Annotated in this window: 21 protein-coding genes and 2 pseudogenes; 9 read left to right on the forward strand and 14 right to left on the reverse strand. The window is 68.4% G+C overall.

Annotation, left to right across the window (positions count from 1 at the left end; translation table 11 throughout):
- Nucleotides 1-33 precede the first annotated feature (33 nt).
- A complete protein-coding gene (gene lon, locus MVF96_RS21185) occupies nucleotides 34-2,376 on the reverse strand; it encodes an endopeptidase La (protein WP_247450336.1) in 2,343 nt (780 codons plus the stop codon).
- 148 nt (nucleotides 2,377-2,524) lie between these two features.
- Nucleotides 2,525-2,707 carry a hypothetical protein gene (locus tag MVF96_RS21190; RefSeq protein ID WP_058249659.1) on the reverse strand — a complete coding sequence of 61 codons (183 nt, stop codon included), beginning with the start codon at nucleotides 2,705-2,707 and terminating at the stop codon, nucleotides 2,525-2,527.
- Nucleotides 2,708-2,903: 196 nt separating this feature from the next.
- Between MVF96_RS21190 and MVF96_RS21195 the strand changes: the two genes are divergently transcribed.
- Nucleotides 2,904-3,323, forward strand: a complete 420-nt coding sequence (locus tag MVF96_RS21195) for a DoxX family protein (protein ID WP_058249658.1) — start codon at nucleotides 2,904-2,906, stop codon at nucleotides 3,321-3,323.
- Here MVF96_RS21195 and MVF96_RS21200 read toward each other — a convergent pair.
- Genes MVF96_RS21200 through MVF96_RS21210 form a run of 3 tightly spaced genes read right to left on the reverse strand, consistent with a single transcriptional unit; the run spans nucleotide 3,320 to nucleotide 5,959 of the window.
- Nucleotides 3,320-4,792 carry a DHA2 family efflux MFS transporter permease subunit gene (locus MVF96_RS21200; RefSeq protein WP_247450337.1) on the reverse strand — a complete coding sequence of 491 codons (1,473 nt, stop codon included), beginning with the start codon at nucleotides 4,790-4,792 and terminating at the stop codon, nucleotides 3,320-3,322. The two genes, MVF96_RS21195 and MVF96_RS21200, sit on opposite strands and share 4 nt — an antisense overlap.
- Nucleotides 4,789-5,307: an alpha/beta hydrolase gene (locus MVF96_RS21205; RefSeq protein WP_247450338.1), complete on the reverse strand. Its 519-nt coding sequence runs from the start codon at nucleotides 5,305-5,307 to the stop codon at nucleotides 4,789-4,791. The genes MVF96_RS21200 and MVF96_RS21205 overlap by 4 nt, the downstream gene beginning before the upstream one ends.
- Before the next feature lie 58 nt (nucleotides 5,308-5,365).
- On the reverse strand, nucleotides 5,366-5,959 hold the full coding sequence (locus MVF96_RS21210) for a TetR/AcrR family transcriptional regulator (protein ID WP_242697036.1): 594 nt from the start codon (nucleotides 5,957-5,959) through the stop codon (nucleotides 5,366-5,368).
- 98 nt (nucleotides 5,960-6,057) lie between these two features.
- Between MVF96_RS21210 and MVF96_RS21215 the strand changes: the two genes are divergently transcribed.
- Nucleotides 6,058-6,963 (forward strand): alpha/beta hydrolase family protein, encoded by a 906-nt coding sequence (locus tag MVF96_RS21215; protein ID WP_247450339.1) that lies wholly within the window; start codon nucleotides 6,058-6,060, stop codon nucleotides 6,961-6,963.
- A gap of 27 nt (nucleotides 6,964-6,990) precedes the next feature.
- Here MVF96_RS21215 and MVF96_RS21220 read toward each other — a convergent pair whose 3' ends face one another.
- The 3 genes from MVF96_RS21220 to MVF96_RS21230 form a co-directional block, all read right to left on the reverse strand.
- Nucleotides 6,991-7,392 carry an SRPBCC family protein gene (locus MVF96_RS21220; protein WP_247450340.1) on the reverse strand — a complete coding sequence of 134 codons (402 nt, stop codon included), beginning with the start codon at nucleotides 7,390-7,392 and terminating at the stop codon, nucleotides 6,991-6,993.
- Nucleotides 7,393-7,453: 61 nt separating this feature from the next.
- A complete protein-coding gene (locus tag MVF96_RS21225) occupies nucleotides 7,454-7,975 on the reverse strand; it encodes a GAF and ANTAR domain-containing protein (protein WP_247450341.1) in 522 nt (173 codons plus the stop codon).
- Nucleotides 7,975-8,184, reverse strand: coding sequence for a hypothetical protein (locus MVF96_RS21230; RefSeq protein WP_247450342.1), 210 nt, complete (start codon nucleotides 8,182-8,184; stop codon nucleotides 7,975-7,977). The genes MVF96_RS21225 and MVF96_RS21230 overlap by 1 nt, the downstream gene beginning before the upstream one ends.
- Before the next feature lie 173 nt (nucleotides 8,185-8,357).
- On the opposite strand from MVF96_RS21230, the gene MVF96_RS21235 reads away from it, so the two are divergent.
- Nucleotides 8,358-9,080, forward strand: coding sequence for a cutinase family protein (locus MVF96_RS21235; protein ID WP_247452151.1), 723 nt, complete (start codon nucleotides 8,358-8,360; stop codon nucleotides 9,078-9,080).
- Nucleotides 9,081-9,116: 36 nt separating this feature from the next.
- Here MVF96_RS21235 and MVF96_RS21240 read toward each other — a convergent pair whose 3' ends face one another.
- Nucleotides 9,117-9,398 (reverse strand): nucleoside/nucleotide kinase family protein, encoded by a 282-nt coding sequence (locus tag MVF96_RS21240; protein ID WP_065632445.1) that lies wholly within the window; start codon nucleotides 9,396-9,398, stop codon nucleotides 9,117-9,119.
- Between the two features lie 417 nt (nucleotides 9,399-9,815).
- The gene (locus MVF96_RS21245) at nucleotides 9,816-10,490 is read right to left on the reverse strand and encodes a TetR/AcrR family transcriptional regulator (protein ID WP_374193943.1); all 675 of its coding nucleotides are present in this window, start codon (nucleotides 10,488-10,490) and stop codon (nucleotides 9,816-9,818) included.
- Between the two features lie 275 nt (nucleotides 10,491-10,765).
- Between MVF96_RS21245 and MVF96_RS21250 the strand changes: the two genes are divergently transcribed.
- The 3 genes from MVF96_RS21250 to MVF96_RS21260 all read left to right on the forward strand — a co-directional run bounded on the left by MVF96_RS21250 (nucleotide 10,766) and on the right by MVF96_RS21260 (nucleotide 14,066).
- Entirely contained in the window at nucleotides 10,766-11,791 is a 1,026-nt protein-coding gene (locus MVF96_RS21250; RefSeq protein WP_247450343.1) for an alpha/beta fold hydrolase, read from the forward strand.
- 64 nt (nucleotides 11,792-11,855) lie between these two features.
- On the forward strand, nucleotides 11,856-12,953 hold the full coding sequence (locus tag MVF96_RS21255; RefSeq protein ID WP_247450344.1) for a Rieske 2Fe-2S domain-containing protein: 1,098 nt from the start codon (nucleotides 11,856-11,858) through the stop codon (nucleotides 12,951-12,953).
- Nucleotides 12,954-12,980: 27 nt separating this feature from the next.
- Nucleotides 12,981-14,066, forward strand: a complete 1,086-nt coding sequence (locus MVF96_RS21260; RefSeq protein WP_247450345.1) for an NAD(P)H-dependent amine dehydrogenase family protein — start codon at nucleotides 12,981-12,983, stop codon at nucleotides 14,064-14,066.
- Between the two features lie 7 nt (nucleotides 14,067-14,073).
- On the opposite strand, the gene MVF96_RS21265 is transcribed toward MVF96_RS21260, so the two are convergent.
- From MVF96_RS21265 to MVF96_RS21275, 3 genes and pseudogenes are all read right to left on the reverse strand, one after another.
- Nucleotides 14,074-15,006, reverse strand: coding sequence for an oxidoreductase (locus tag MVF96_RS21265; RefSeq protein WP_247450346.1), 933 nt, complete (start codon nucleotides 15,004-15,006; stop codon nucleotides 14,074-14,076).
- Between the two features lie 70 nt (nucleotides 15,007-15,076).
- Complete coding sequence (locus tag MVF96_RS21270) at nucleotides 15,077-16,435, reverse strand: styrene monooxygenase/indole monooxygenase family protein (protein ID WP_247450348.1); 1,359 nt, start codon at nucleotides 16,433-16,435, stop codon at nucleotides 15,077-15,079.
- 130 nt (nucleotides 16,436-16,565) lie between these two features.
- Nucleotides 16,566-17,013: pseudogene (locus MVF96_RS21275) on the reverse strand (dihydrofolate reductase family protein).
- Between the two features lie 138 nt (nucleotides 17,014-17,151).
- Here MVF96_RS21275 and MVF96_RS21280 point away from each other — a divergent pair.
- A complete protein-coding gene (locus tag MVF96_RS21280) occupies nucleotides 17,152-19,383 on the forward strand; it encodes an acyltransferase family protein (RefSeq protein ID WP_165629513.1) in 2,232 nt (743 codons plus the stop codon).
- A 120-nt stretch (nucleotides 19,384-19,503) separates the two neighbouring features.
- On the opposite strand, the pseudogene MVF96_RS21285 reads toward MVF96_RS21280, so the two are convergent.
- Nucleotides 19,504-20,018 (reverse strand): annotated as a pseudogene (locus MVF96_RS21285) (SanA/YdcF family protein).
- A gap of 215 nt (nucleotides 20,019-20,233) precedes the next feature.
- On the opposite strand from MVF96_RS21285, the gene MVF96_RS21290 reads away from it, so the two are divergent.
- Together MVF96_RS21290 and MVF96_RS21295 are read left to right on the forward strand one after the other, a co-directional pair.
- Nucleotides 20,234-21,607: a WS/DGAT/MGAT family O-acyltransferase gene (locus MVF96_RS21290; RefSeq protein WP_159371547.1), complete on the forward strand. Its 1,374-nt coding sequence runs from the start codon at nucleotides 20,234-20,236 to the stop codon at nucleotides 21,605-21,607.
- A 229-nt stretch (nucleotides 21,608-21,836) separates the two neighbouring features.
- Nucleotides 21,837-25,523 (forward strand): (Fe-S)-binding protein, encoded by a 3,687-nt coding sequence (locus MVF96_RS21295; RefSeq protein ID WP_247450350.1) that lies wholly within the window; start codon nucleotides 21,837-21,839, stop codon nucleotides 25,521-25,523.
- Nucleotides 25,524-25,564 lie beyond the last annotated feature (41 nt).

Below are 25,564 nucleotides of genomic sequence, written 5' to 3' on the forward strand. Positions count from 1 at the left end.
CGTTGGGCTGGGCCTGGGCTACAGCGCGCGGGATCAGGCCGCGGTCACCTGCGCGTCGACGGCGACTTCCAGCGCCTGCGAGACGATCTCGGCGACGTCGGTCATCGGCCGCACGTCGAGGGCGTCGAGCACCTCGGCCGGCACGTCGTCGAGGTCGGGCTCGTTGCGCTGCGGGATGAAGATGGTCTTCAGCCCGTTGCGTTGTGCGGCAAGCAGTTTCTGCTTGACCCCACCGATCGGCAGGACCCGCCCGTTGAGCGTGACCTCGCCGGTCATCCCGACATCGCTGCGCACCTGACGTCCCGTCGCCATCGACACCAGCGCGGTGACCATGGTGACGCCGGCACTCGGACCGTCCTTCGGCACGGCTCCGGCCGGAACGTGCACGTGGATGGTCCTGTCGAGCGCCTTCGGGTCGACGCCGAGTTGTTCGGCGTGCGCCCGCACGTACGACAGTGCGATCTGCGCCGACTCCTTCATCACGTCGCCGAGTTGGCCGGTCAACTTCAGACCCGGCTCACCCTCGGTGGCGTTCACCTCGATGAACAGGACGTCGCCGCCCATGCCCGTGACCGCGAGACCTGTCGCGACACCGGGAACTGCGGTCCGCTCCGCCGATTCCGGTGTGAAGCGCGGACGCCCCAGGTAGTCGCGCAGATCGGGCTCGTCGATGGTGACGGGCGCCGTCGCGGTTCCCCCTTCGCCCGATTCGACCGCGAGGTTTGTCGCGGCCTTCCGAAGCGCCTTGGCCAGCAGCCGTTCGAACTGCCGCACACCGGGTTCGCGGGTGTAGTTGGCCGCGATCTCCCGCAGCGCCGCATCGGTGACGGTCACCTCGTCGGGTGTCAGCGCCGCCCGCTCGGCCTGCCGGGGCAGCAGGTAATCGCGGGCGATGGCGACCTTGTCGTCCTCGGTGTACCCGTCGAGCGTGACCAGCTCCATACGGTCGAGCAGGGCCGACGGGATGTTCTCGATGACGTTGGCGGTCGCGAGGAACAGCACATCGGACAAGTCGAGATCCAGATCGAGGTAGTGATCGCGGAAGGTGTGATTCTGCGCGGGGTCGAGGACCTCGAGCAGCGCGGCGGCCGGGTCGCCCCGGTAGTCCGAGCCCACCTTGTCGATCTCGTCCAGCAGCACAACGGGATTCATCGATCCCGCCTCACCGATCGCCCGCACGATCCGGCCGGGCAGCGCGCCGACGTAGGTACGCCGATGGCCGCGGATCTCCGACTCGTCGCGCACACCGCCGAGGGCGACGCGCACGAACTTGCGGCCCAGCGCCCGGGCGACGCTCTCACCGAGCGACGTCTTGCCGACCCCGGGAGGACCGGCGAGCACCATCACGGCGCCCGACCCGCGTCCGCCGACGACCTGCAGGCCGCGTTCGGCGCGACGGGCACGCACCGCGAGGTACTCGACGATGCGGTCCTTCACGTCGTCGAGGCCGTGGTGGTCGGCGTCGAGGATTTCGCGCGCGCCCTTGACGTCGGTCGAGTCCTCGGTCCGGGTGTTCCACGGCAGGTCGAGCACGGTGTCGAGCCAGGTGCGGATCCATCCGGTCTCCGGCGACTGGTCGCTGGCGCGTTCGAGCTTGCCCACCTCGCGGAGCGCGGCCTCGCGCACCTTCTCGGGCAGGTCGGCTTCCTCGACGCGGCCGCGGTAGTCGTCGGCGCCCTCGGGTTCGTCCTCGCCGAGCTCCTTGCGGATGGCGGCGAGCTGCTGGCGAAGCAGGAATTCCTTCTGCTGCTTGTCCATGCCCGCGCGGACGTCCTCGGCGATCTTCTCGGTCACCTCGGACTCGGCCAGATGATCGCCCGTCCACTCGATGAGCAGCCGCAACCGCTCCGCGGTCACCGGCGTCTCAAGCAGCTCACGCTTCTGTTCGTCGGACAGCCACGACGCGTAGCCCGAGGTGTCGGCGAGATCCGCCGGATCGGACATCTTGTTGACGGCGTCGATGAGCTGCCATGCCTCGCGGCGCTGCAGCATCGCCAGCACGAGCTTCTTGTACTCGCCGGCGAGTTCACGGTCCTCGTCGGTGACCTCGACGGCGTCGACCTCGGTCACCTCGACCCACAGCGCGGCACCGTGGCCCGGTGTCCCGGTGCCGATCTGTGCCCGCTGCTCACCCTTGACGACGGCTGCCATGCCGCCGCCCGGGATGCGGCCGACCTGCACGATCGACGCGATGACACCGTAGGTGGGATACCGATCGTCCAGACGTGGGGCGACCAGCAGTTTCCCGGTCTCGCTCGCCCGGGCGGCGTCGACCGTGGCCTGCGCGGCATCGTCGAGCGGGATGGGCACGACCATGCCGGGCAGCACGACGACGTCGGGAACGAAGAGAACCGGCAGTGAATATGTCTGCGACATGAAACCTCCAGAGTTAAGTCTGACCGACCCAACCCAGGTGGCAGGAATCTTGTTCCCGGGCGATTTATGCCAGGAGCGAACGGGGTGCGGCGGCCCAGGTGAAGCCGTCCGGTCGGGACGGTGGGCGTGAGCGTCAGCCGGGCGAACCTCAGGTGAGGTCGACCGCGGCGCGGGTGGCGAGGACGACGATCTGGGCGATCACCAGAACCGCGACCGCGACGAAGAACGCCGCGGTGGTCACGACGACACCGGCCGCCCCGCGCAGCGCACTCGGCACCGCATGCAGCCAGGACACGGAGAGTCGGTGTGCGGGTGCGACATCGGGGGTCATGGGCGGTCCTCTGCATACGACGAGCGACCACACCGTTGTGGTCGCAATCACAACACTCAATCACAAGTAAGTACTTCTGTGCCACAAATAGTCATCAAGACTCATCCCGACCCGAACCCTCCGGCGCTGACCGTCCGAAACCCCGCCCGCCACGAAGTGCGGTAGAACCGAACCGACACCCACCCGAGGAGCCCACATGTCGATCGTCACGCCGACCACCACTCGTCAGCCGCTGGGCCGGGCCATCGCCCGGATCGCCCTGGGAGCGGTGCTGGTGATTGCCGGCGTCGGCCACCTCACCGCCCAGCGCGAGGAGTTCCAGGCACAGGTCCCCGACTGGGTGCCGTTCAGCAAGGACTTCGTGGTGCTGGCCTCCGGCGGCGTCGAGATCGCCCTGGGCGCCGCGTTGATCGCGCTGCCCCGCCACCGCAAGGTGGTGTCGTGGATCGTGGCCGCGTTCTTCGTGGTCATCTTCCCCGGCAACATCAACCAGTATGTCGAGCACATCGACGCCTTCGGCCTCGACACCGACGAGAAGCGCCTGACGCGACTGTTCTTCCAGCCCGTCCTGGTGCTCTGGGCCATCGCGGCCGGCACGGGCGAACGCCGGGCCTAACCTGCCCGGGTAGCCGCATCCTGGCAGGCGGTGTCCACACCCGCCCGGACCTGCGGTCGCACGTCGGTGCTCGAGCGGATCGTGCACGCCGCCACCAGCCCGCCGACCGCGCAGCATGCCGCGCAGATGTACATGGCCGTCCGGAAGCCGTCGCCGAGCGGATCGCCGGGGCCCGCATCGATCCCTGCCACGGCGGGCAGCACCGCCACCGCGAGCAAACCCGCGAGCCGCGCCACCGCGTTGTTCACGCCCGACGCGGTGCCGGCGAGCGCGTCGTCGACGGCGGCGAGCGCCGCTGAGGTGAGCGGCGCGACCGTCACCGTCATGCCGAGGCCGAACAGCAGCACCCCGGGCAGCACGGAGTCGACGTAGCCCGAGCCCGGCTCGACCCGGGACATCAGCGCGAAACCACCGGCGGCGATGAGCGGGCCGACCGTCATCGGCAGCCGTGGCCCGGTGCGCTGCGCCAGCTTGCCGACCAAGGGCGACCCGAACAGCATGATGAACGTGCTCGGGAACATCGCCGCGCCGGCCTCGAACGCCGAGTAACCGAGGCTCTGCTGCAACTGCAGGGCCAGCAGGAACAGCGCACCGCCCAGCGCCGCATAGACCAGCAGCGTCGTCAGATTGGCGCCGGTGAACTGCGACGACCGGAACAGCCCCAGCGGTAGCAGCGGCGCCGGCACCCGCGACTCGATCACCACGAAACCCGCGAGCGACACCACACCGACGATCCCGGCGGCGACCGTCTCGCCGCTCCACCCAGTCGACGGCCCCTCGATGAGTGCGTAGATCACGCCCGCGAGCCCGACGGTCATCGCCAGCGCACCCGCCACGTCCAGCCGGGCGTTCGACGGCGTGCCTCGCGATTCAGGTACGTGCCGAATCGCGATCCACAAAGCGCCCAGCGCGAGCGGCACACTGAGCAGGAATGTCCACCGCCACGACGCCGCGTCGACGAGCCAGCCACCGAGGAACGGGCCCAGAGCCGTGGTCGCGCCGGACATCCCGGCCCACAGACCGACCGCCGCACCGCGGTCCGACGGACGGATCTCGGCGTTGATCAACGCCAGGCTGCCCGGCACGACCGCGGCGGCGGCGATCCCCTGCACGATCCGTGCGGCGACGAGGAGTTCGACGGTCGGCGCCAGCCCGCACGCGACCGTGGCCACCGCGAACACGGCGAGACCTCCGGCGAAGACGAGCCGACGCCCATACCGGTCGCCGGCGACACCACCGATCAACAACAACGCGCTCAGCGTGAGCAGATACCCGTCGAGTACCCACTGCTGACCGCGTAGACCGGTATCGAGGTCGCGCGCGATGGCCGGCAGTGCGACGTTGACGACGGTGCCGTCGATGAAGGCGACACCCGAACCGAGGACCGCGGCGACGATCAGCCACCGCCCCGCCGCCGACGCGGCCGGCACTCCACGGGCGTCGGTGTCGGCCGCGCTGTTCTCGCTCATCGGTTCTCGGCGGTGATGAGCTCGTCGGCGAGGACGTCGGCGAGCCCGTCGAACTGGTGACCGCCCACCGGATGACGATGCAGCGGCGCCGACGGAAGGAACGCCGCGTTCAGGTCCAGGTGCTCGACGGGCACCACGTCGTCGTCGACGCAGTGGTGGACCGAAGGGAGCAGAGTGCCGGTGCCGGGGAACACGTACTGCGGAACATCCCAGCCGTCCGGTCCCCAGTTCGGCATCGCAAGCAGCACAGCACTTCTCGAGACGACATCGGCGTCGGCGAAGACATGCATCAGCACCGTCGCCCCGAACGAGTGCGCGACGACGTGATCGTCGGCGTCCAGCCCCACGAGACGCTCGCGGATCGGCCGGGCCCACGCCTCGATCGACATGTCATCGTCGGAGAACCGAGGCATGTCCAGCGTCGCGTCGAGAGCCGCGGCCAGCGCCTCGGCGAGCGGGCCGTCGTCGGCGTATCCGCCCGCGCCGTGGATGAAGAACAGCCGACGGTGCGTCATGGGGTCTCCTCGAAATCGCGTTCCGTTCTCGAAGGCTGACTGCGACGTATGACGGATCTCATCGCCCCGCACCCTCCTCTCGTGCCGAAGATGCACCGGAGCCGACCAGCAGCAGACCGACCATCGCCCTGGCGTCGGCGTCGGTGTACCCGGGTCCGATGATGCACAGGTTGCCGATCGCCCGTAGGAAGGTCAGCGCGCAGATGTCCCGGCTGACCTCTCCCGTGGCCTGCGCCGGTTCGAGTAGCGAGGCGAACGCCGGCACGAGGGTGTCGAAGATGAGCGCGTGCAGATCGACGAGGCTCGGGTCGTCCGAGCTGAGCGCGTCACTCAAGCCGTGTTTGGTGACGAGGAAGTCGGTGAACGCCGACGTCCACCGGCACAGCGCGGCACGCGGCGGGACCTGTTCGGCGAGAAGCTGTTCCGCCAGTGCCGCACATTCGTCGACCTGGTGCCGGTACACCGCGGTGACCAGTTCCGCCCGGGTCGGGAAATGCCGGTACACCGTGCCGACGCCGACACCGGCACGCGTGGCGATGTCGCGCACCGGGGCCTGCACGCCCGCATCGACGAAGGCCGCGGCCGCCGCCTCGAGAAGTGCCGTACGGCTCCGTTCGGCCTGCATCTGACGTGCTGTTTTTCCTGCGGACACCCTCCACCCCTTGCTCGCGGAACACTGTTCCGCTAGTTTGGCGGAACATCGTTCCGTCCAGGTTATCGCGCACCGGCCCCGCCCCGAAGGGAACTCCCATGTCCACGAAAGTGCTCGCTCGTCAGATCGTCTCCGTCAAGCCCATCGTCGTCCCCACCTCGGACCGTCCGTTCCCGTTGACGGTGAGGGTCACCGCACCGGCCACCGGGGATCGGCTCCCGGTCCTCGTGTTCTCCCACGGCAACGCCTGGTCGATGGACGGTTACGCACCACTCGTCGATCGTTGGGCCGCATCAGGTTTCGCCGTCATACAGCCGACGCATCTCGATTCCCGGCGCCACGGGATCGGATTCGACGACCCGCGATTCTCGTCCATCTGGCGCACGCGGGTGCAGGACGCGCACGCGGTGATCGACCATCTCGACGAGATCCTGATCGCGGCCGGCGGGGACCTGCGCCCGCGCGTCGACATCGACCTGCTCGCCGCGGCCGGCCACTCATGGGGCGGTCAGACCGTCGGCACCCTCCTCGGCGCGCGTGTGATCGGGCCGGACGGGGTCGTCGGCCCGGATCTCGCACACCCCGCCGTGCGAGCGGGCGCGCTGATGGCGACGGCCGGGACCGGCGACAGCCTGAGCGAGTACGCGCGCGAACACCTGCCGTTCATGCGGCCGGACTTCTCGACGATGTCCACCCCGGCGCTCGTCGTCGCCGGCGGCAAGGACGACTCGGCACTGTCGACACGTGGCCCGGAGTGGCTGACCGATGCCTTCCACCTCTCGCCCGGCGCGACGGACCTGATGTGGATTCCGGACGGCGAACACACTCTCGGCGGTATCGCCGGTGAGGCGGTCCGGGAGACCACCGATGAGAACCCGGCCCGGGTCGCGCTGGTGGCCGACGCCGTCGCGGCCTATCTACTCGACGCGCTCGGCGTCAGCTCGGCCGCGTGGGAAGCTCTGCGGCACGCGGACTCCGCGGAGTTCACGGTGCAACGGAAGTGACAACGTCCGGGTCTACCCGGTTCGACACTAGGCCGAGTAATCCGCCTCCAGCAACGATTTCAGTTGTGCGAGATCCTTTTCCACCATCTGGGTGTCGCGGTCGAACTCGTCGTCGGACATGGCCAGCTGCCGGATCGTGAAGACGACTTCGGCACCTTCTGGATGTGCCAGCACCCGAAGCGGATTGAGCACGGTGTCCCCGGTGGGGAGCACCACCTCGTGGTCGACGACGCCGTGTCCGTTCCGCGGGACGAACCGGACGGCCACGGTGCCCATCGGCGACTCCACGAGCAACTCGTCACCCCGCCGGACCACCTCCGACTTCGCCAGCCCCGCGGCCCAGCGCGGCAGATTGTCGGGCTCGGCCGCGAAGTCGTAGACCTTCGCGGGTTCGGCGTTGATGACCACACTCACGTGCCGGCTGCGCATGTGGCCAACGTAGTCGTGACAGCATGCTGCCGCCTACCGATCCCGACGCCGATCCGCCCGGTCAGGAGAGAGACTCCGCGCTCCCGTCGGTGGGCTCGGCCAGTTCCCTCTCGATGAGCTGTTCGGCGACCTTGGCCAGCGGCGTGTTGGTGTCTTGGGACAAACGTCGGAGCAGAGCGAAGGCGGCGACCGCATCGATGCGGAAGCGGTACATGATCATGCCCTTGGCCTGACCGATGATGTCCCGGCTGGCCAACGCACTGCGGAAGTGTTGTTGCTGCCGCGCGGCACGCAACGCCAGGGCGGCGTGGGTCGCGAACAACAGGCCGACTTCCAGGGACTCGTCGCCGAAGGCGTCGGGCGTATCGGCGAACATGTTGAGCGCGCCGATGGTCCCCTTGTCGGTGAACAGCTTGAACGACAGGCTGGACCGCAGCGGACTCTCGTCGAGGATGCGAGCGGAGAAGGCGGGAAAACGCTCGTCGCGGGCGATGTCGTTCACGAGCACGGTGTGGTGGTCCCAGGCCGCCTGCAGGCACGGGCCCTCGCCCGTTTCCTTTTGAATCCGGTCCGCCAGATTCATCAGCGGGTCGGGTCGGTGGGCGCGAGCGTGTCGAAATTGTTCTTCTGATCGACCACGAGAACGCCGGCGTACTGCGCACCGGGGACGTACTCGACGGCGCCGGCGGTGACCGAGGGCAGCACCTCGGCCGACGTGTCCTCAGTGGACTCGGGAATGGCATGCATCTGCCGCGCCAGCTCGGCGATCTTGAAATGGACGTCTGTTGCCACCGGCACTCAACCTCGATTCGATGCGCCGGCTCAGCCCGGCGAACCCCGTGATTCTACAAATCGCGCATGCGCTCAACCCGGTTGTTCGTGCCGAACCGTCTCTCGGATGGCCCTGAATCGGCTCAATCTTTGGGACGATCAGGCCCTTATCCCCGGGCGACGTGATCTCTACCATTGGCCTGGTGATCAAACGGTTGAGTGTCTCCGTCCTTTGTGTCATCGCGGCGATCACGGGGGCGGTGGCCGTCGGCACGCCCGCGGCGCAGGCCGCACCGTCGTGCTCCGACGTCGAGGTCGTGTTCGCGCGCGGAACCGTGGAGACCTCTCCGCCGCTGGGCCTGACCGGGATCTCCTTCGTCGAGGCCGTTCGCTCGCAGCTGCCGGGCAGGTCCGTCAGCGCCTACGGCGTCAAGTACCCGGCCAGCGACCAGTTCAACAACCGGCTGAAGTTCGCGCGCACGGTGGCCGACGGCGTCCGCACCACCCAGAACCGCATCAAATACCTGGCCGCGAAGTGCCCGGACACCAAGGTCGTCCTCGGCGGCTACTCCCAGGGCGCCGTCGTCGCCGGCTACGCCGTCCATGCCGGGCTGGACCTGCCCGCCCGGTACGCCGCGTACGACCGGTTCGTGCCGCCGCCGCTGCCGGCGAACATGGCGCGCAACGTCGCCGCGATCGTGCTCTACGGCGCGCCGTCGGATCGCTTCATCGACGACATCGGCGCTCCCCCGGTCAAGGTGGCCGCACCGTACCGTAGCCGCACCGTTCGCTACTGCATCCCCGGCGACACCATCTGCGACGGTGCGCCGGTTGGCGGCCCGAATGCCCTGCACGTGCTCTACTCGGTCAACGGCATGACGCTCGAGGGCGCCCGGTACGCAGCCCGGCGGGTCTGACCCGGGCGCTCCTCGGGGAGCGACTCGGCGCTCGGCTCAGAAGTCCGGCGCAGGCACGACTTTCGCGAAGGTCCTGCTGGCGTCGGACTTCTCCGCTTCGTAGACGAGAGCCAGTTCGGCGCGCTCGAAGTTCTGGAACCACTCGTCCCAGGTGATGTGCTCGAGGTCGCCGTCGACCGCACCGTCGAAGTCGATGCGGAGCATTCCTGTTCCGCCGACGCTCCGGATGTCGCGAACGCGGGCGGGCACACCCCGGTGGGTGGTCGCCCACTCTCGGATCTCGTCGTGATCGCGCGTCGTCCTGCAGTGAGACCCCATCGGTCGTCTCCTATCGTGCCGCACCGAAACCCACCATTGGGCATCGCGGTCCGTGGACCGCCCTGTCCTTGTCTCGGCGTCCGGGCGTCCGACGTCAACCGCTGATCGGTGCGCTGTTCATACCCAGGACAGGCTCTCGTCAACCCTGCGTGACCCGGGATGTCAGGGCGCGGCTCGGAGCGAGACGGTGAGATCGAAATGGTCGAAGGCGCGTGGCATCTCGACGTCGCCGCCGCGCACACGTGGCGCGAGCACGTTGTCGTCGGTAGCGTCGGCCTCTCGACGGCCGCCCGCGTCCGCCAGGCCGCCTCGTGGAATAGCCCGCGGGACAGCGAGCGAAACCGGCACCGGTCATGCGCAATCCACTGGTCGGCGATGCCCCCCCGAGCGCGGAGTTTGACCCGTCGGGGCGGTTCCTCAGCCCGCGAGCAGCGCGACGATGGCCTTCGCCAGGCCACGTCGGGCCAGCTGCTGGTCCTGGAAGGTGCCGAGTTGCTTCTCCGACACCAGGCCTCGCATGGCCCCGGGCAGGAACGCCGCGACCTCGCGCACCCGCTCCGGATCGACGTCGAGGTCGGCGAATGCACGCTGGCACGAATCGATCCACGACGGCCCCCACGACGCGAACTCGGCGGCGGTCTTGGGAAACATCCGACGCAACTCGTCCGGATCGCGCGGCAGGGCCGCCCGCAGGGTCTCGATCGCGCGGGATTCGGGCGCGGTCAGTCCGTCGTACATGAGGTCGACGATGGCCGCAACCCGCTCTGCCAGTGGCGCATCGGGTTTCACACTCATCGGGAGGTCGCCACGATGTTCCGCGGTCCGATGAAGCACCGCCGCCCACAGGCCGTCGATGTCGTCGAACTGGTACTTGACCGCGCCCCACGTCGCGCCGATGTCCTTGGCGATCCGGTTGCCCGACACGGAGGCGGGGTCGCCGGTGGCCAACGAGGCGAGCGCGGCGTCGAGCATCGCCTCGCGCGTCGCCTGGCCGCGCCTGTTCACCCTCCGGGTGACGCTGCCCGTAGCACCGTTGGGGGACCCGTCGTCCGCGGCGCGGACGTCGGAGGCGCGGGATTCGCCGGGAACCATGGCTGCCGATCGTAGCCGCTGCCGACCGCGGTCACGACGTCGCGGCGATGCGCTGACCGGCGCGATGTTTGGCGATCGTTCGCTCGGCTACCCGTCCGTCGGGTCGATCGCGACGAAGTGCGGACGACCATCGTCCGACCAGGCAGCCGGCCCGTTCGGACACAACCCGACATTTGGCACAAACCGTTACCCGAAGCGGTAGATACAGACAGTACGAGTTTGTATCATTGTGCAGCCGATGTGACACACGTCACCGGCGGTCCGAGGGGGACGACATGAATGCAGCGACCGGCATCGGAGCCGCCCGCCACGCCCTGTCCGGCCTGCTGCCGGCCGAGGCGCGTCGCCGACTCCGCAACCGCGTCTACGTGGACACGCTGTTCAACAGCCGCGAACCCGAACGGACCTCATGGGCGGTGACCGACGACGGCGCGCGGTTGCGCGTCGTCCACCACGGACCGGCGGACGCTCCCGTACTCGTTCTCGTGCATGGTTGGTCGTGCTGTGTCGAGTACTGGAATCCACAGATCAATGCGCTGGCCGAGCGTTACCACGTCGTCGCCTACGACCAGCGCGGCCACGGCGAGAGCTCCTGGGGCCGTCGCGCGTTCGACACCGACGTCTTGGCGGATGACCTGTACACCGTTGTCTCCCAGACACTCCCCGAAGCAGCCACAGCCGTGTTCGTCGGGCACAGCATGGGCGGCATCACCCTGCAGGCCTGGGCCCACCGGCATCGTGATCAGGCCGAGTCGCGAGCCACCGCAATGATTCTCGCCAACACCACCTGGGGCGGGGTCGCCACCGAGAGCCGGGTGCTGCCACTCGTCAACGGCCCGATCAAGGCGCCGCTGTGGCTGCTCCAGATGGCGCTGTCCATACCGGTTCCTTTCCCGGGAGATCGGTTCACGCGGAGCGTCATCCGGCATCGCATCCTGAACGGCCGATCGGCGACCGTCGATCACGCCGCTTTCGTTCTCGCGATGACCCGCTCGTGCTCGCCCAGCTCCCGCGCGAAGTCCGCCGTGGCCCTTCTCCAGTTGGCGATGGGACCCGCCGGCGCCGACGCCATCACCGTGCCGACCACGGTCATCGGCGGTCGGCACGACCTCCTTCTCCCGCACGCGATGACCCAGCGCATCGCGCATGCCCTGTCGATTCGCGGCTACCTCGATCGCCTGGTCGTCCTCGACACCGGTCACGCGTCGAACATCGAGGCCGCCGAGGACTTCACGGCCGAGATCCATCGGGTCATGCAATCCGCGTCACCGAGTCCGGAGCTCGCCGCAACCGCCAGCTGACCAGGCACGGCCTTTTTCATAGACCCCTCTTGCATTCTCGTCGCGCGGGACCTACGGTTGCCGCATGGCGAGAACGCCGCTGTCGATGACACCCACCGGTTGGTTCCAGGTCGCCTGGTGCTCGGAGATCCCGGTCGGGGCGGTCCACACGATGAAGTACTTCGGGCGCGAGATGGTCGCCTGGCGGTCGCGGTCGGGCCGGGTCTCGGTGTTCGACGCCTATTGCGAACATCTCGGCGCCCACCTCGGCCACGGCGGCCATGTCGAGGGCGAGAACTTGGTCTGCCCGTTCCACGGCTGGGAGTGGAATCGCGAGGGGCGCAACGTCTGCATCCCGTACGAGAAACATCCCAATCGTGGGCGACGAATCCGCAGCTATCCGGTCGTCGAGCGCAACGAGGCCGTCTGGATCTGGCACGACATCGAGGGTCGTCCACCGCATTTCGACGTTCCCGACATCTTCGGCGACTTCGACGACGATCGCACCGCCGCCGACTACTACCCGCCGGTGCCCGCGGCCACCCTCTTCCGGCCGGGACTCGAGATCCACCCGCAGTACATCATGGAGAACGGCGTCGACTTCGCCCACTTCAAGTTCGTCCACAAGACACCGTTCATGCCCGAGTTCACCCGGCACGACTTCGACGGGCCGGTGTCGCATGTCGACTTCACCATCGCCTTCGAGGAGGGCGCAACACTCGAGAACGCCACCAGCGGAGTCGAATCCATCAACGCCGGGCTGGGTTGTTCGGTCACCAAGAGCTGGGGCATGGTCGACAACCGCACGATGCCGGCGGTCACCCCGGTCGACGAGCACACCTCCGACGTCCGGTTCACCGTGTGGATCGGCCGCAAGCCGGGCGAGGAAACCGGCGAGATCACCCGCTACGGGACCGTGATGGCCGACCTCGTCATCGAGCAGTTCGCCGCCGACATCGACATCTGGGCACACCAGCGCTACTCCGATCCACCCGCACTGTCCCGCAGAGAGTTCGAGGGCTTCACCGCACTTCGCAAGTGGGCGCGGCAGTTCTACCCCGACGGCGGACCCGACGATGCCGATCCGTCGTCGTCGAGTGGAGCGGTGCTGCCACAAGGCGATGACTTCGTCCGCATCCGCCGTTCCGAGCTCGAGGCGCTACGCGCCGCCACGCAGTCCTGACATACGTTCAGCCCGAGAGGATCTGTCATGACCACCACCGAACGAATCCGGGTCTTCCAGGTCGCCACCGGCAATCTGGGCACCGAGATGATCGGGCGCATCCAGTCGCATCCCGACCTCGAACTGGTTGGGCTGCATTGTTATACGCCCGACAAGATCGGTCGCGACGCCGGTGAGATCGTCGGCCTCGATCCGATCGGGGTGACGGCCACCGGCACGGTCGAGGAGATCATCGCCGCCCGTCCGGATGCCCTCACCTTCCACGGCGTCTTCCCCGACGAGGACCTCTACGTCCAGGTTCTCGAGGCCGGGATCAACGTCGTGACCACCGCAGACTGGATCACCGGATTCCATCGCGACACCAATCACCCGCACCACTCCGGACGCAAGGTCAGCGAGGTGATCGCCGAGGCCTGCGAGCGCGGCGGCGCAACCTTCTACGGCACCGGTATGAACCCCGGTCTGGCGCAGATCCTCGGCATCGTGCACACCGCCGATGTGGCCGACATCGAGAACGTGACGGTCATCGAGTCCGTCGACGTCTCCTGCCACCACTCCGTGGACACCTGGAAGGCGGTGGGTTACGGCCTGCCCGTGGACGATCCGAGCATACCCGACTCGCTGTACAAGTACACCGCGGTGTTCGCTGACTCCGTCTATCTGATGGCCGACGCCTTTGACCTCGAGCTCGACGAGGTGGCGTTCTCCTACGAACTGGGCGCCTGCACCAAGGACGTCGACCTCGGCTGGTATCAGCTCCCGGAGGGTTCGCTGGGCGGCAGCTACATCAAGTACCAGGGCATGGTCGACGGTGTGGCGCGCGTCGAATCCCACCTCGAATGGCAGATGACACCGCACACCGATCCGTCGTGGAACATCCAGGCCTGCTACATCACCCAGGTCACCGGCGACCCGAACATCTACTCCAAGCACATGATCTTCCCGCGCAAGGGCTTCGACCTCAGCAAGCCGGAGAACTTCGCATCCATCGGCATGACCGTCACCGGACTGCCGGCCCTCAACTCGATCACGTCGGTCGTCGCGGCCGCGCCGGGCATCGTGACGAGCGCCGACCTCCCGCTGCGGTCGTTCGCCGGGCGGTTCGCGATCTGACGAGAGGTCAGCCGAGGTCGATGGTGACCCCGGTGAGTTCGGCCCCGACGTCCCACAGCCGCGCGGCCACGCCGCGGTCCTTCGCCTTGTCCGACGGCTCGACCAGCACGGGCGGACCAACGAGCCCGAGACTGCCGACCGGACCGTAGTAGTCGCCGCCCTGAGCCTTCGGATCGGTGGCGGCACGAAGAACGGGCAGGGCACCGTCGGGCGGGTCCATGATGAACCGGTCGGTGAGCCAGCGCAGCGACGGTGCGTGGTAGGCCCACTGCAGGAACCGGCTCTGCTCACGCATCACCCCGGTCCGGGTGCCTCCGGGGTGGGCCGCCAGCGAGATCGCCGACACCTCAGCACTTCTCATCCGGCGGTCGAGTTCCATTGCGAACAGCATCTGGGCGAGCTTCGCACGCGAATACGCTGCGGCGGTACTGAAACTGCGGTCCATCGGCAGATCGGCGAAGTCGATCGAGCCCGCCCGGTGGACATGGCTGCCCACGGTGACCACGCGTGCCGAATCGGCTGCCAGCAGGCGGTCTGCCAGTAGACCGGTCAGCGCGTAGTGACCCAGATAGTTTGTCCCGAAATCCATCTCGAAGCCGTCGGGCGTCAGTTCGCGACGCGCCCGCATGACCCCGGCGTTGTTGACCAGCATGTCGATCCGTGGATGCCGCCGCCGGATCTCGGCGGCGGCATCACGCACGGAATCCAGACTCGCCAGATCGAGATCGACGATCTCCACCTCGGCGCCCGGAACCTTCGCGACGATGTCGTCGCGGGCCTCCGCAGACGTTTGAGGATTGCGGCACGCCAGCACGACGCGAGCGCCCAGAGTCGCCAGCCCGAGCGCGATCTCGCGCCCGATCCCCGAGTTCGCCCCGGTCACCACCGCGACCCGTCCGGTTTGCGGAGGCGCGTCGGCCAACGTCCACCCCGACTTCACATCTGCCCCCTCCGGCGCCGGCTCGAACGACGATGTTGTTCGTATCACACGACGCCGGAGGGGGCGAGAGTCAGGCGCTCACGGCCTCCGGGGCGGCGCTGCTGAACTGTCCGGCGGGCGCGAAGCGGGCGAGGACCTCGTCGTGCGGCTCTCCGGCCACCGCGGCGATGAAGCCCTCCACGTCCTCGCGGGTCCGCAGACCGAGCAGTGGATTCGGTTCGGAGAGGAGACCGAACAGGGCCGACGCGATGGCGGGACTGACGGCGGCAGCCGGAAACGACAACTCCAGGTGGGTCGCGTAGTCGGGGTCGCCCAGGTAGAGGCGGGTGACCTCGACGGCAGCCCGTCCGCGTCGCTCCCAATGCTTCTCGAATTCCGCCGACAGCCATTCGGCGGTGAACTCGCCCTCGTGGCCGCGAGCGGCCTTCAGTAGTTCGGCGACCTGGATCAGCGAGTTCTGCGCACCCTGCCCCGCCACCGGGTCGACGGCGATCGCGGTGTCACCGATCGCCGCGACCGGATGTCCGCCCGCGGTGGTGGCGACGGCCTGCCGCACGGTCGGGGTGACCGCACCCTTGAGCCACGACACCGGATCGGACTCGATGACCTGCAACCGGTCGATGACCGGCGCATCCTCCGGGAAGTATTCGGCGAAGATGCCGGAGATGGTCTGCCGGGCCGAGACCGCGTCGTGGACGTCGTCGATCCGGGCGGCCCACGCCCCGTCGGGCTTGGCGAAGACGATGAACGACCACGTCGGGCCGGCGTCCTTGTGCAGGAACGGTCCGACGAAGATCTCACCGTTCTGCGCATCCAGGTTGAACAGCGAGTGGTCGCCGCCCGCGCTGCTGCGGTAGGCGAAGGACTCGGGGCCGTGGTCGACACCGGTCAGGGTGACCTGCAGCAGACGACGCTGCGGTTCCCGGTAATGCGTGCGCGACTCGTCGACCGGGAACAGCGTCGACAGTCCGCCCTTGCCGGTGGCGACGAGGGTGATGTCGGCGTCGGCGGCGATCGCGTCGAGACGGTCGAGGCCGACCTGTCCGACCTCGAATCGGCCGCCGCGGTCCAAGAACCGGGCGAGCCGGTCGTCGGCGCGGAGGCGGAGGTCGACGGCCTGGGCGACGTAGCCGTAGTCCGGGTTGAACTCGAGGACCGCGGCGCGCTCGTCACCGCTGCCGGAGTACAACCGGGCGCTGATGCCGGTGGTGTTGCTGACCTCGTACAGGTCCTCGATGATCTCGGCATCCCACTCGCGGGACTTGCCGAACAGGACACCGACACCGGTCGGCGGCACCTTGTCGCGCAACGACTCGCGGTCCCGGTCGCTGTAGAGCGTGACGTCGAACCCGGCGTCGAGGAAGCCGAGGGCGGCGCTGGTCCCGGCCAGCCCGGCCCCGATGATCGCGACCGATCGTCGTGCTGTCATGAATGGATCTCCCCTGGTTGTCGGCGTGGAAATGACTGCTCGACAGGGTGCCGGGGCGATCGGTGCGGCTGAAGGGTTAGACGCACCGAGAACGAATCGGCGCGTCGGTGCCGCTCGGGTGGGGAACGCGCTAGGCGTCGTCGCGAACCCGGCGGTACCGCTCGTAGATCACCTGTCCTCCGTAGGTCCGGGTCTCGGCGAGCGACAGCCGGATCGTGTCGGCGACCGGCGGCAGCAACGGGGTACCGCCACCGACCGGTGAGCTCGTCGGCCAGCGATCCCTGCGCCAACCGCGCGTTGCCCTCAACCGACGTGAGGGTGCGGCTGAAGACCACCTTGGGCAGCGCCGACCAGAGGTCGGCGAACGCGGCATCCGCGTCGTTCTCACGCATCCGCGGGTCGGTCTCCCAGACCAGCATCGTCTCGTAGAGCCGGCGGCCGCACACGAACGCGCCGAGCTCGCCGACCCGTTCGGTGTGGAACGCGAACAGATCGTCAGAGGGGACCGACCAGTTGAAGTTGCCGTCGCGGTCGGAGATGAAGCCGTCCACCGAGACGCCCATCGACAGAAGCAGCATGTGGGGATGTTACGACGCCTCGCCGCCACAGTCGCGGACTCCGACGCAGCAGGTGAACCCATGAGTCTGCTGTGAGGTCCGACGACACCCCGCTCGTGCCAGGCTTCCCTCAGGTGCGGGCAAGTACCATCGCCCTCTGTGCGTACGCCCCTGACCGATGCGACACCCGTTGCAACCCCGAACGAGGACGCCGCGACCGGCAACACGTCCGGGTACCGGTTGGACCTCGACGGGCTGCGCGGCATCGCGATCGCGCTGGTCGCGATCTTCCACGTCTGGTTCGGCCGGGTGTCCGGGGGCGTCGACGTCTTCCTGACCCTGTCCGGCTACTTTTTCGTCGCTTCTCTGCTCAAGCACGTCCTGGCGACCCAGCCCGCGACGAGTTCCTGGGGCGCGGCGATCAATCCGTGGCCGCGGTTCTCCCGGCTCCTGCGCCGGTTGCTGCCCGCTCTGCTGCTGGTGCTCGCGGTCACCGCCGGACTGATCGCGCTGATCATGCCGACGACGCGTTGGGGACCGCTCGGGGCCGAACTGCAGGCCAGTGCGCTGTACTACCAGAACTGGCACCTCGCGTTCGAGTCGCAGGACTACGCGGCCGCCGACTCCGCGAACAGCCCGATGCAGCATCTCTGGTCGATGTCGATGCAGGGCCAGTTCTTCGTCCTCACCCTCGTCTGCGCGCTGGCACTGGGCGCGGTGCTGCGTGCCCTCGGCCGGCGATCCGCATTCTTCGCCGACCCCAAGGTGGTCCGTGGAGTCGTCGGGATCGCGCTCGGCGTCGTCGCACTGGGCTCCTTCGCGTGGGCCAACTACCGCCACGGGATCAACCAGCCCTTCACCTACTACGACACCGTGGCCCGTCTGTGGGAACCGCTCGTGGGCGGACTCCTCGCGGTGTGGATGCCGCGGATCGCGCTGTCGCAGCGGGTGCGTGACCTACTGGGACTCGTGGCCCTGGGCCTCATCGTGACGTGTGGCTGGTGGATCGCCGGCGTCCAGGAATACCCCGCGGCGTGGGCGCTCGTCCCCGTGGGAGCGACGCTGATCCTCATCTGGGTCGGCTCGTCCCAGACCGCCCCCATCGATCAGGCCCCCGTCGATCAGAAGACGGCGTCCGGCCAGACCTCGATCCGATCCGGGGTGAGCCGCGGTCTCGCCCATCCCCGGCTGGTGTGGCTGGGCTCGATCGCCTACGCGCTGTATCTGTGGCACTGGCCGCTGCTCATCTTCTACCTGGCGTGGCGCTATCAGGACGATGTCTCGTGGTTCGAGGGCACCGCCATCCTGGCCGTGTCCGTGCTGCTCGCCTGGCTGACCACGAAGTACGTCGAGGCGCCGCTGCGTGCCGGGTCGGCGAAGCGGAAGCAGTCCCCGGTGCCGCCCGATGCCGATGGCGTGGTCGCGCGGCCGCCGTTCGAGAAGACCAGAGGCTACCGGCGCGCCCTCGTCGCGGTACTGGTCGTCATCAGCGTCGCAGCCGGCGCCGCCGCGGTGACCTGGCAGCGCGACGCCGCCAACGCCACCCTCGACACCCAGAACCTCGACCCACGGCTGTACCCGGGGGCGCGGGCCTTCCTCGACGGCGCTCCGGTACCGAACGTGACCGCACAACCGAGTCCCGACGTCGTCGACATGGACTGGCCGATCACCTCCTACGACTCGATCATCAGCGGCTGGAAGGACCCGTCCATCAAGGTCGGGTACTACGGGGACGTGAACGCCACCCGAACCATCGCGCTGGTCGGCGGTTCGCATGCGGAACAGTGGATCACCGCGCTCGACGCCATCGGCAAGCGCCACGACTTCCGCGTGACCACCTACCTCAAGGTCGGGTGCGCCCTCACGACCGAGCACGTGTTCACGTGGTTCGGCCAGAAGTACTACCAGTGCAACGACTGGTCGCGTCGCGTCATGGAGCGGCTCGCCGTCGACAAGCCGGATGTCGTGTTCACCAACAGCACCCGGCCCGTCGAGTCGGGCGACGGCGACTACGTCCCGAAGGACTACGAAGAGATCTTCGCCGAGTTCCGCGACCGCGGGCAGCGGGTCGTCGCGGTCCGCGACAACCCCTGGGCGACCGGACAACTCAAGCCGCCGGAGTGTCTCGCCAGCGGTCGCAAACCCGAGGTGTGCGGCGTGCCCCGAGCACAGGCGATGGCGCCGGCCGATCCCGCCGCCGCACTCGCCGGCGAGTTCCCCAACATGAGCTTCCTCGACTACACCGACGCCATGTGCGACGACGAGTACTGCCCCGCGGTCGTCGGGAACATCCTGGTGTGGCACGACTTCCACCACCTCTCGGCGACCTTCGTCCGCAGCCTCATCCCCGCCGTCGAAGCCGATCTCCAGCGGTCGCTGGGCTGGTGGTGACCCTTCGTGACGCTCGCAAGCTCGCTCCTCAGGGAGCGGAACGGGGGTCGCTGGGCTGGTGGTGAGCCGACCCTTCTGCTCCCTGAGGTGCGAGGAGCGATAGCGACGAGCCACGAAGGGTCACCCGACCGCCGTCAGCACCGCCCGCGGCCCGGCGAACACCGTCTCGCGGATGTGATTCCGGGCGAGAGTCCAGACGGGACAGTCACATCGGGCCGCGACACCGCGCGCGTCGACGCCCTGGTCGCGGCACAACGCGATGGCGCGGCGCAGGTGGAAACCCTGCGTCACGATGACCACCTCGTCGACGCCGAACACCTCGCGGGCGCGTCGGCAGCTCGCCGCGGTGTCGAGGCCGGCCGGGTCGTCGACGATCGCGCGCGGGTGGACACCACGTTCCTCGAGATAGCTTCGCATCACCGCGGGTTCGTTTCCCGCCTCCTCGGAACCGTTGCCCGAGTTGATGATCCGGTCCACTCCCCGGACCGGTACAGCTCCAGCGCCGTGTCGAGCCGGCCTCGCACGTAGTCGCCGGGTGAGCCGTCCTCGTAGACGAGGGAACCCAACACCAGCAGCGCGGGCCGGCGGGCGGGCGCCGTCGCGTCGTCGATCCTGCCGACCGACGAGAAGTACATCCACGTGACGGCCAGGGTGATCCACAGTTCGACCAGCACCAGCAGCACCGGTACGACGAGACGAGCACCTGACCTCACCCCTACAACGTAGGGGGACCGACTCCCAACATGCCCATTCGAGCCCCGACCCGGCAGTCGCCCCGTGATACTGAGGAGACCTCGGTCGCGCTCAGCCTGTGCGCGCATCCATTTCGTGGTGTGAAAGTGATGGTGCGATGCCGTACATGCCGGTCACCTCGTCGATGTTCCTCCTCGCCGAGACGCGGGAGCAGCCCATGCACGTGGGCGGACTCCAACTGTTCGTACCGCGCGAGGGCCAGTCGTCGAGCGAACTCGCCGAAGAGATCATCGAGGCGTTCTGCGGCTGCACCGAAGTCCATCCGACCTTCCGCAAACGGCCGGCGGTCCCGGTGACCCTGCTGGGCAACGTGGCGTGGTCCTTCGACGACGAGATCGACTTCGACTACCACGTCCGGCGGACCGTGCTCCCCCGCCCCGGCCGCGTCCGCGAGCTGCTGCGATACGTCTCCCTCAACCATGGGGCCCTGATGGACCGGTTCCGACCGATGTGGGAGATCCACGTCATCGAGGGTCTCGACGACGGCCGGGTCGCGCTCTACAGCAAGATCCACCACTCCGTCGTCGACGGCGTCTCCGCGTTGCGCCTACTCCAGCGGACCTTGTCCGACGACCCCGACGACCGGTCGGGTACCGCACCGTGGGACCCGGCGCTGGTCGAGCGTCGACCCCCGCGCCCCTCGCCGAGTCTGCGCAGCCGGGTGTCCAGCCTGGCGAACGTGGCCGGCCAGGTCGCCGGCCTCGGGCCCGCGGCCGCGAAGGTCGCGGTGGCCGGCCTCCGCGACCCGGAGTTCGTCGCCCCACTGGGACGGGCCCCGCGCACGATTCTCGACGTCGCGATCGGGAGCGCCCGCCGATTCGCCTCGCAGCAGTGGGAGATCGACCGTCTTCGGGCAGTGGCCGATGCCCGGAACATCACCCTCAACGACGTGATCGTCGCGATGTGTTCAGGAGCCCTGCGGTCGTACCTCATCGACCAAGACGCCCTGCCCGACGCCCCGCTCATCGCGGCGGTGCCGGTGTCGATGCACACCGACGGCGATGACGACGGCAACGCGGTGACCGCCATCCTGGTGAGTCTCGCGACCGATGAGCCGGATCCCGAACGCCGCCTGGACAAACTCGTCGAGTCGGCGCGCCATAGCAAGTCGGTGGTCCGGGGCCTTCGTCCGCTGCAGGCCCTCGCGCTGGGCGCGGCGAATTTCGCGCCGCTCGCCTTCGCGACCGTGCCCGGCTTCGTCCAGTACGTTCCCCCGCAGTTCAACATCATCATCAGCAACGTCCCCGGGCCGTCGAAGCACCTGTACTGGAACGGCGCCCGCCTCGACGGCGTGTACCCGGTCTCCATCCCGACGCAGGGCCTCGCGCTCAACATCACCGTGACCAGCACTGCCGAGCACATCAACTTCGGGCTGATCGGCGCCCGGGCCCAGCTCCCGAGCCTGCAACGCCTGCTCACGCACCTCGACACGGCGCTGGAAGAACTCGAGAAGGTCGCGCGAACCCGGTGACGTCTCCGGGCGCCCGCGGCCCGGACGTGGCCTCGGACACCCTGACTCGACAGTAAGTTACTCGCGAGTATCATCTGATATGAGGTAGACCAGCGTAATTAGGCCAGCCTTGGCAGCGCGCCGGTGGCGCAACGAATTACGGTTACCTGTAGTACACCGCCCCGTGGTACCCAGCCTCGCGTTCCGCGACCGGGGGCGGACGACCTAGACGAAAGGCCGGTACGCGCCCGTGACTACCACGACGATTGCCATCGGCACGACAGCCGCGGTGATCAGCCTCCTCTGCTGGTACCTGTTCCTCGGTGGCGTGGTGCGGATCTTCCGCACCATCAAGCTCGGGCACAAGGTCGACAGCTCCCGCTTCTGGCCCATCCTCCCGCGCTTCCTGACGATGATGAAGGAATTCATCGTCCACACGCGCATGGTGAAGTTCCGCACCGTCGGCTGGGCGCACTGGCTCGTGATGGTCGGCTTCCTCGGCGGATTCCTGCTGTGGTTCGAGGCCTACGGACAGTCCATCAACCCGGAGTTCCACTGGCCCGTCTTCGGTGACACCTTCGCGTGGCACCTCTGGGACGAACTCCTCGGCATCGCCACCGTCGTCGGCATCATCGTGCTGATCGTGATCCGCCAGCTCAACCACCCGCGCGTCCCCGAGCGGTTGTCGCGATTCGGCGGTTCGCGCTTCGGACCGGCCTACTTCGTCGAGGTCATCGTGCTGCTCGAGGGCCTGGGCATGATCCTGGTCAAGGCGTCGAAGATCGCGACCTACGGCCACGCCAACGCCTACTCCGACTTCTTCACCATGCAGGTCGCGAAGATCCTCCCGGCCTCGCCGACGCTGGTGTCGATCTTCGCCGTGATCAAGCTGATGAGCGGCATGGTCTGGCTGGCGATGGTCGGCATGAACATCAGCTGGGGCGTTGCCTGGCACCGTTTCTCGGCCTTCTTCAACATCTACTTCAAGCGCGAGCAGGACGGCGGCGTCGCCCTCGGTGCCGCGAAGCCGATGATGAGCCAGGGCAAGGTCCTCGACATGGAGACCGCCGATCCCGATGTCGACGCGTTCGGCGCCGGCAAGATCGAGGACTTCTCGTGGAAGGGCTGGCTCGACTTCACCACGTGTACCGAGTGTGGTCGCTGCCAGTCGCAGTGTCCGGCGTGGAACACCGGCAAGCCGCTGAGCCCGAAGCTGCTGATCATGTCGCTGCGCGACCACGGCAATGCCAAGGCCCCGTACCTGCTCGCCGGTGGCCGCAAGGACATGGGCGGCGACGAGGTAGGCCTCGTCGACGCCGACGGAAACGTCCTCGAGGACAAACTCAACGCGATCCCCGAGTCGGCGCGCGCCGAGGCGGCCCGCAAGCTCGTCGGTGAATCGAAGGGCGATCTCGGCGGCGGTCAGGTCGTCGAAGCCGTGGAGGGTGAGTTCGATCCCGAGGCGCTCGGTGCCGTCATCGACACCGAGACCCTGTGGAGCTGCACCACCTGCGGTGCCTGCGTCGAGCAGTGCCCGGTCGACATCGAGCACGTCGACCACATCCTCGACATGCGCCGCTACCAGGTCCTGATCGAGTCGGACTTCCCGACCGAGCTGGCCGGCATGTTCAAGAACCTCGAGAACAAGGGCAACCCGTGGGGCCAGAACGCCTCCGCGCGCACCGCCTGGATCGACGAGATGGACATCGAGATCCCGGTCTTCGGCAAGGACGTCGAGTCGTTCGAGGGCTTCGAGTACCTGTTCTGGGTCGGCTGTGCCGGTGCCTACGAAGACCGCGCGAAGAAGACCACCAAAGCCGTCGCCGAGCTCCTCGACATGGCCGCGGTGAACTTCATGGTCCTCGGCGAGGGCGAGACCTGTACCGGTGACTCCGCACGACGTGCCGGCAACGAGTTCCTCTTCCAGATGCTCGCGCAGCAGAACATCGAGATGCTCGGCGAGGTCTTCGCGACCGCGCCCGAGCAGCGCAAGAAGGTCGTCGTCACCTGTGCGCACTGCTTCAACGCACTGGGCAACGAGTACCCGCAGCTGGGCGCGAAGTACGAGGTCGTCCACCACACGCAGCTGCTGAACCGTCTCGTGCGCGAGAAGCGACTCGTTCCGGTCGCACCGCTCGGCGAGGGTGTCACCTACCACGACCCGTGCTACCTGGGCCGCCACAACAAGGTCTACGACGCCCCGCGTGAGTTGATGGGTGCGGCCGGTTCGACGCTGACCGAGATGCCGCGCCACGGCGAACGGTCCATGTGCTGTGGTGCCGGCGGCGCCCGCATGTGGATGGAAGAGCAGATCGGCAAGCGGATCAACATCGACCGGGTCGACGAGGCGCTCGATACTCTCGGCGATACCACCGGCGATCAGGTCAAGAAGGTCGCGACCGGCTGTCCGTTCTGCCGCGTCATGCTCACCGACGGTGTGACCGCCCGGACGAGCGGTACCGAGTCCGAGGGCAAGGTCGAGGTCGTCGACGTCGCGCAGTTGCTGCTCGAGTCGGTGAAGCGCGACCGGACAGAGGTCAAGCTCGGCGGCCGGTTCCTCGGACCGCGTCCCACCCTCGCCGAGCCGGAGCCGGAACCCGAGCCCGAGAAGGTGCCCGCGGCGGCGACTGCGTCGGCCGCGACCACCGAGGCCGCGCCGAAGCCGAAGGTTGGCCTGGGCATGAAGGGCGGCAAGAAGCCGGGCGCGGCGGCCAAGACCGCGGCACCGGAAGCACCCGCCGAGAAGGCACCCGCCGAGAAGAAGCCGGCATCGAAGGGCTTCGGCATGAAGGGCGGCAAGAAGCCCGGTGCCGCAGCGGCGTCGGCCGCCCCGGAGCCGGCAGCCGCCGACACCGCAGCCGAGGCACCCGCCGAGAAGAAGCCGGCAGCCAAGGGCTTCGGCATGAAGGGCGGCGCCAAGCGTCCCGGTGCCGCGAGCAAGCCCGCCGGTGGTACCGCCGAGCCGGTGCCGGCCGAGACCGAGTCGTCCGAGGCGGTCAAGGAGGAGGTCGCCGAGGCCACCACCGAGACGCCGCAGGCCGAGAAGAAGCCCGCATCCAAGGGCTTCGGCATGGGCAAGGCCAAGCGCCCGGGTCAGAAGACCACCAACGCGGCGGCCCCCGCCGCCGGGGTGACCGCGCCCGCCGAGAGCAAGGTCGACGAAAGCGAGTCGGCCCCGGACGCCGCCCCGACCGTGGACACGGAATCGGCTTCGGCGACAGCGGGAACGACGACAGCGGAGTCGGCTACCGCGGGATCGGCGACGGAATCACCTGTTGCTACCGCAACGGAGGAGAAGCCCGGCAAGGCCAAGGGCTTCGGGATGTCCGCGGGCAAGAAGCGGCCCGGCGGTATCGGCAAGGCCGCGGCCAAGCCGGCCGCGGCGCCTGCCGAGGCTGCGGACGCCCCCGCTCCCGAGACGGACGTCGCACCTGCCGAGACCGCCGAGGCACCCGCTGCCGAGGCTCCGGCTGCTGAGACTCCAGCCGCCGAGGCACCGCAGGGCGGCTCGGCCGCCGTGCTGACCGAGGAGAAGCCGGCCAAGGCCAAGGGCTTCGGCATGGCCGCGGGCAAGAAGCGACCGGGCGGCGCGAGCAAGGCCGCACCGGCAGCTGCTCCGGCTCCGGAAGCGGCCCCTGAGCCGGAACCGACGCCAGAACCCGATGCCCCGCAGGCCGAGGAGGCACCAGCCGAGGCCGCAGCGACCGAAGCGCCCGGCGACGAGGCCCCGGCCACCGAGGCTTCGGTAACAGAGGCCGACGACGCGGGGACGGCCGAGGTCGAGACCGCGAGCGACGCAGACGACGCCGATACAGAGGCGGCGCCTGCGGCGTCGAGCAACGGTTCGTCCGCTGCTCGCACGGTCGCCGAGACCGGCGCGTCGAAGGCCAAGGGCTTCGGCATCGCGGCCGGCAAGAAGCGGCCCGGCCACAAGTAGTCGCTCAATAGGGCATACAGATGTCGCCTTTCGTTGCGAAT

It is taken from the genome of Gordonia hongkongensis (assembly GCF_023078355.1).
GTDB classification, from domain to species: Bacteria; Actinomycetota; Actinomycetes; order Mycobacteriales; family Mycobacteriaceae; genus Gordonia; species Gordonia hongkongensis.

Bases quoted from the DNA above. Each gene is read 5' to 3' on its own strand.
- MVF96_RS21250 (WP_247450343.1), top strand. From the start codon at position 10,766: ATGAATGCAGCGACCGGCATCGGAGCCGCCCGCCACGCCCTGTCCGGC.
- lon (WP_247450336.1), bottom strand. From the start codon at position 2,376: ATGTCGCAGACATATTCACTGCCGGTTCTCTTCGTTCCCGACGTCGTC.
- MVF96_RS21215 (WP_247450339.1), top strand. From the start codon at position 6,058: ATGTCCACGAAAGTGCTCGCTCGTCAGATCGTCTCCGTCAAGCCCATC.
- MVF96_RS21255 (WP_247450344.1), top strand. From the start codon at position 11,856: ATGGCGAGAACGCCGCTGTCGATGACACCCACCGGTTGGTTCCAGGTC.
- MVF96_RS21245 (WP_374193943.1), bottom strand. From the start codon at position 10,490: ATGGTTCCCGGCGAATCCCGCGCCTCCGACGTCCGCGCCGCGGACGAC.
- MVF96_RS21240 (WP_065632445.1), bottom strand. From the start codon at position 9,398: ATGGGGTCTCACTGCAGGACGACGCGCGATCACGACGAGATCCGAGAG.
- MVF96_RS21260 (WP_247450345.1), top strand. From the start codon at position 12,981: ATGACCACCACCGAACGAATCCGGGTCTTCCAGGTCGCCACCGGCAAT.
- MVF96_RS21220 (WP_247450340.1), bottom strand. From the start codon at position 7,392: ATGCGCAGCCGGCACGTGAGTGTGGTCATCAACGCCGAACCCGCGAAG.
- MVF96_RS21205 (WP_247450338.1), bottom strand. From the start codon at position 5,307: ATGACGCACCGTCGGCTGTTCTTCATCCACGGCGCGGGCGGATACGCC.
- MVF96_RS21290 (WP_159371547.1), top strand. From the start codon at position 20,234: ATGCCGTACATGCCGGTCACCTCGTCGATGTTCCTCCTCGCCGAGACG.
- MVF96_RS21190 (WP_058249659.1), bottom strand. From the start codon at position 2,707: ATGACCCCCGATGTCGCACCCGCACACCGACTCTCCGTGTCCTGGCTG.
- MVF96_RS21270 (WP_247450348.1), bottom strand. From the start codon at position 16,435: ATGACAGCACGACGATCGGTCGCGATCATCGGGGCCGGGCTGGCCGGG.
- MVF96_RS21195 (WP_058249658.1), top strand. From the start codon at position 2,904: ATGTCGATCGTCACGCCGACCACCACTCGTCAGCCGCTGGGCCGGGCC.
- MVF96_RS21225 (WP_247450341.1), bottom strand. From the start codon at position 7,975: ATGAATCTGGCGGACCGGATTCAAAAGGAAACGGGCGAGGGCCCGTGC.
- MVF96_RS21200 (WP_247450337.1), bottom strand. From the start codon at position 4,792: ATGAGCGAGAACAGCGCGGCCGACACCGACGCCCGTGGAGTGCCGGCC.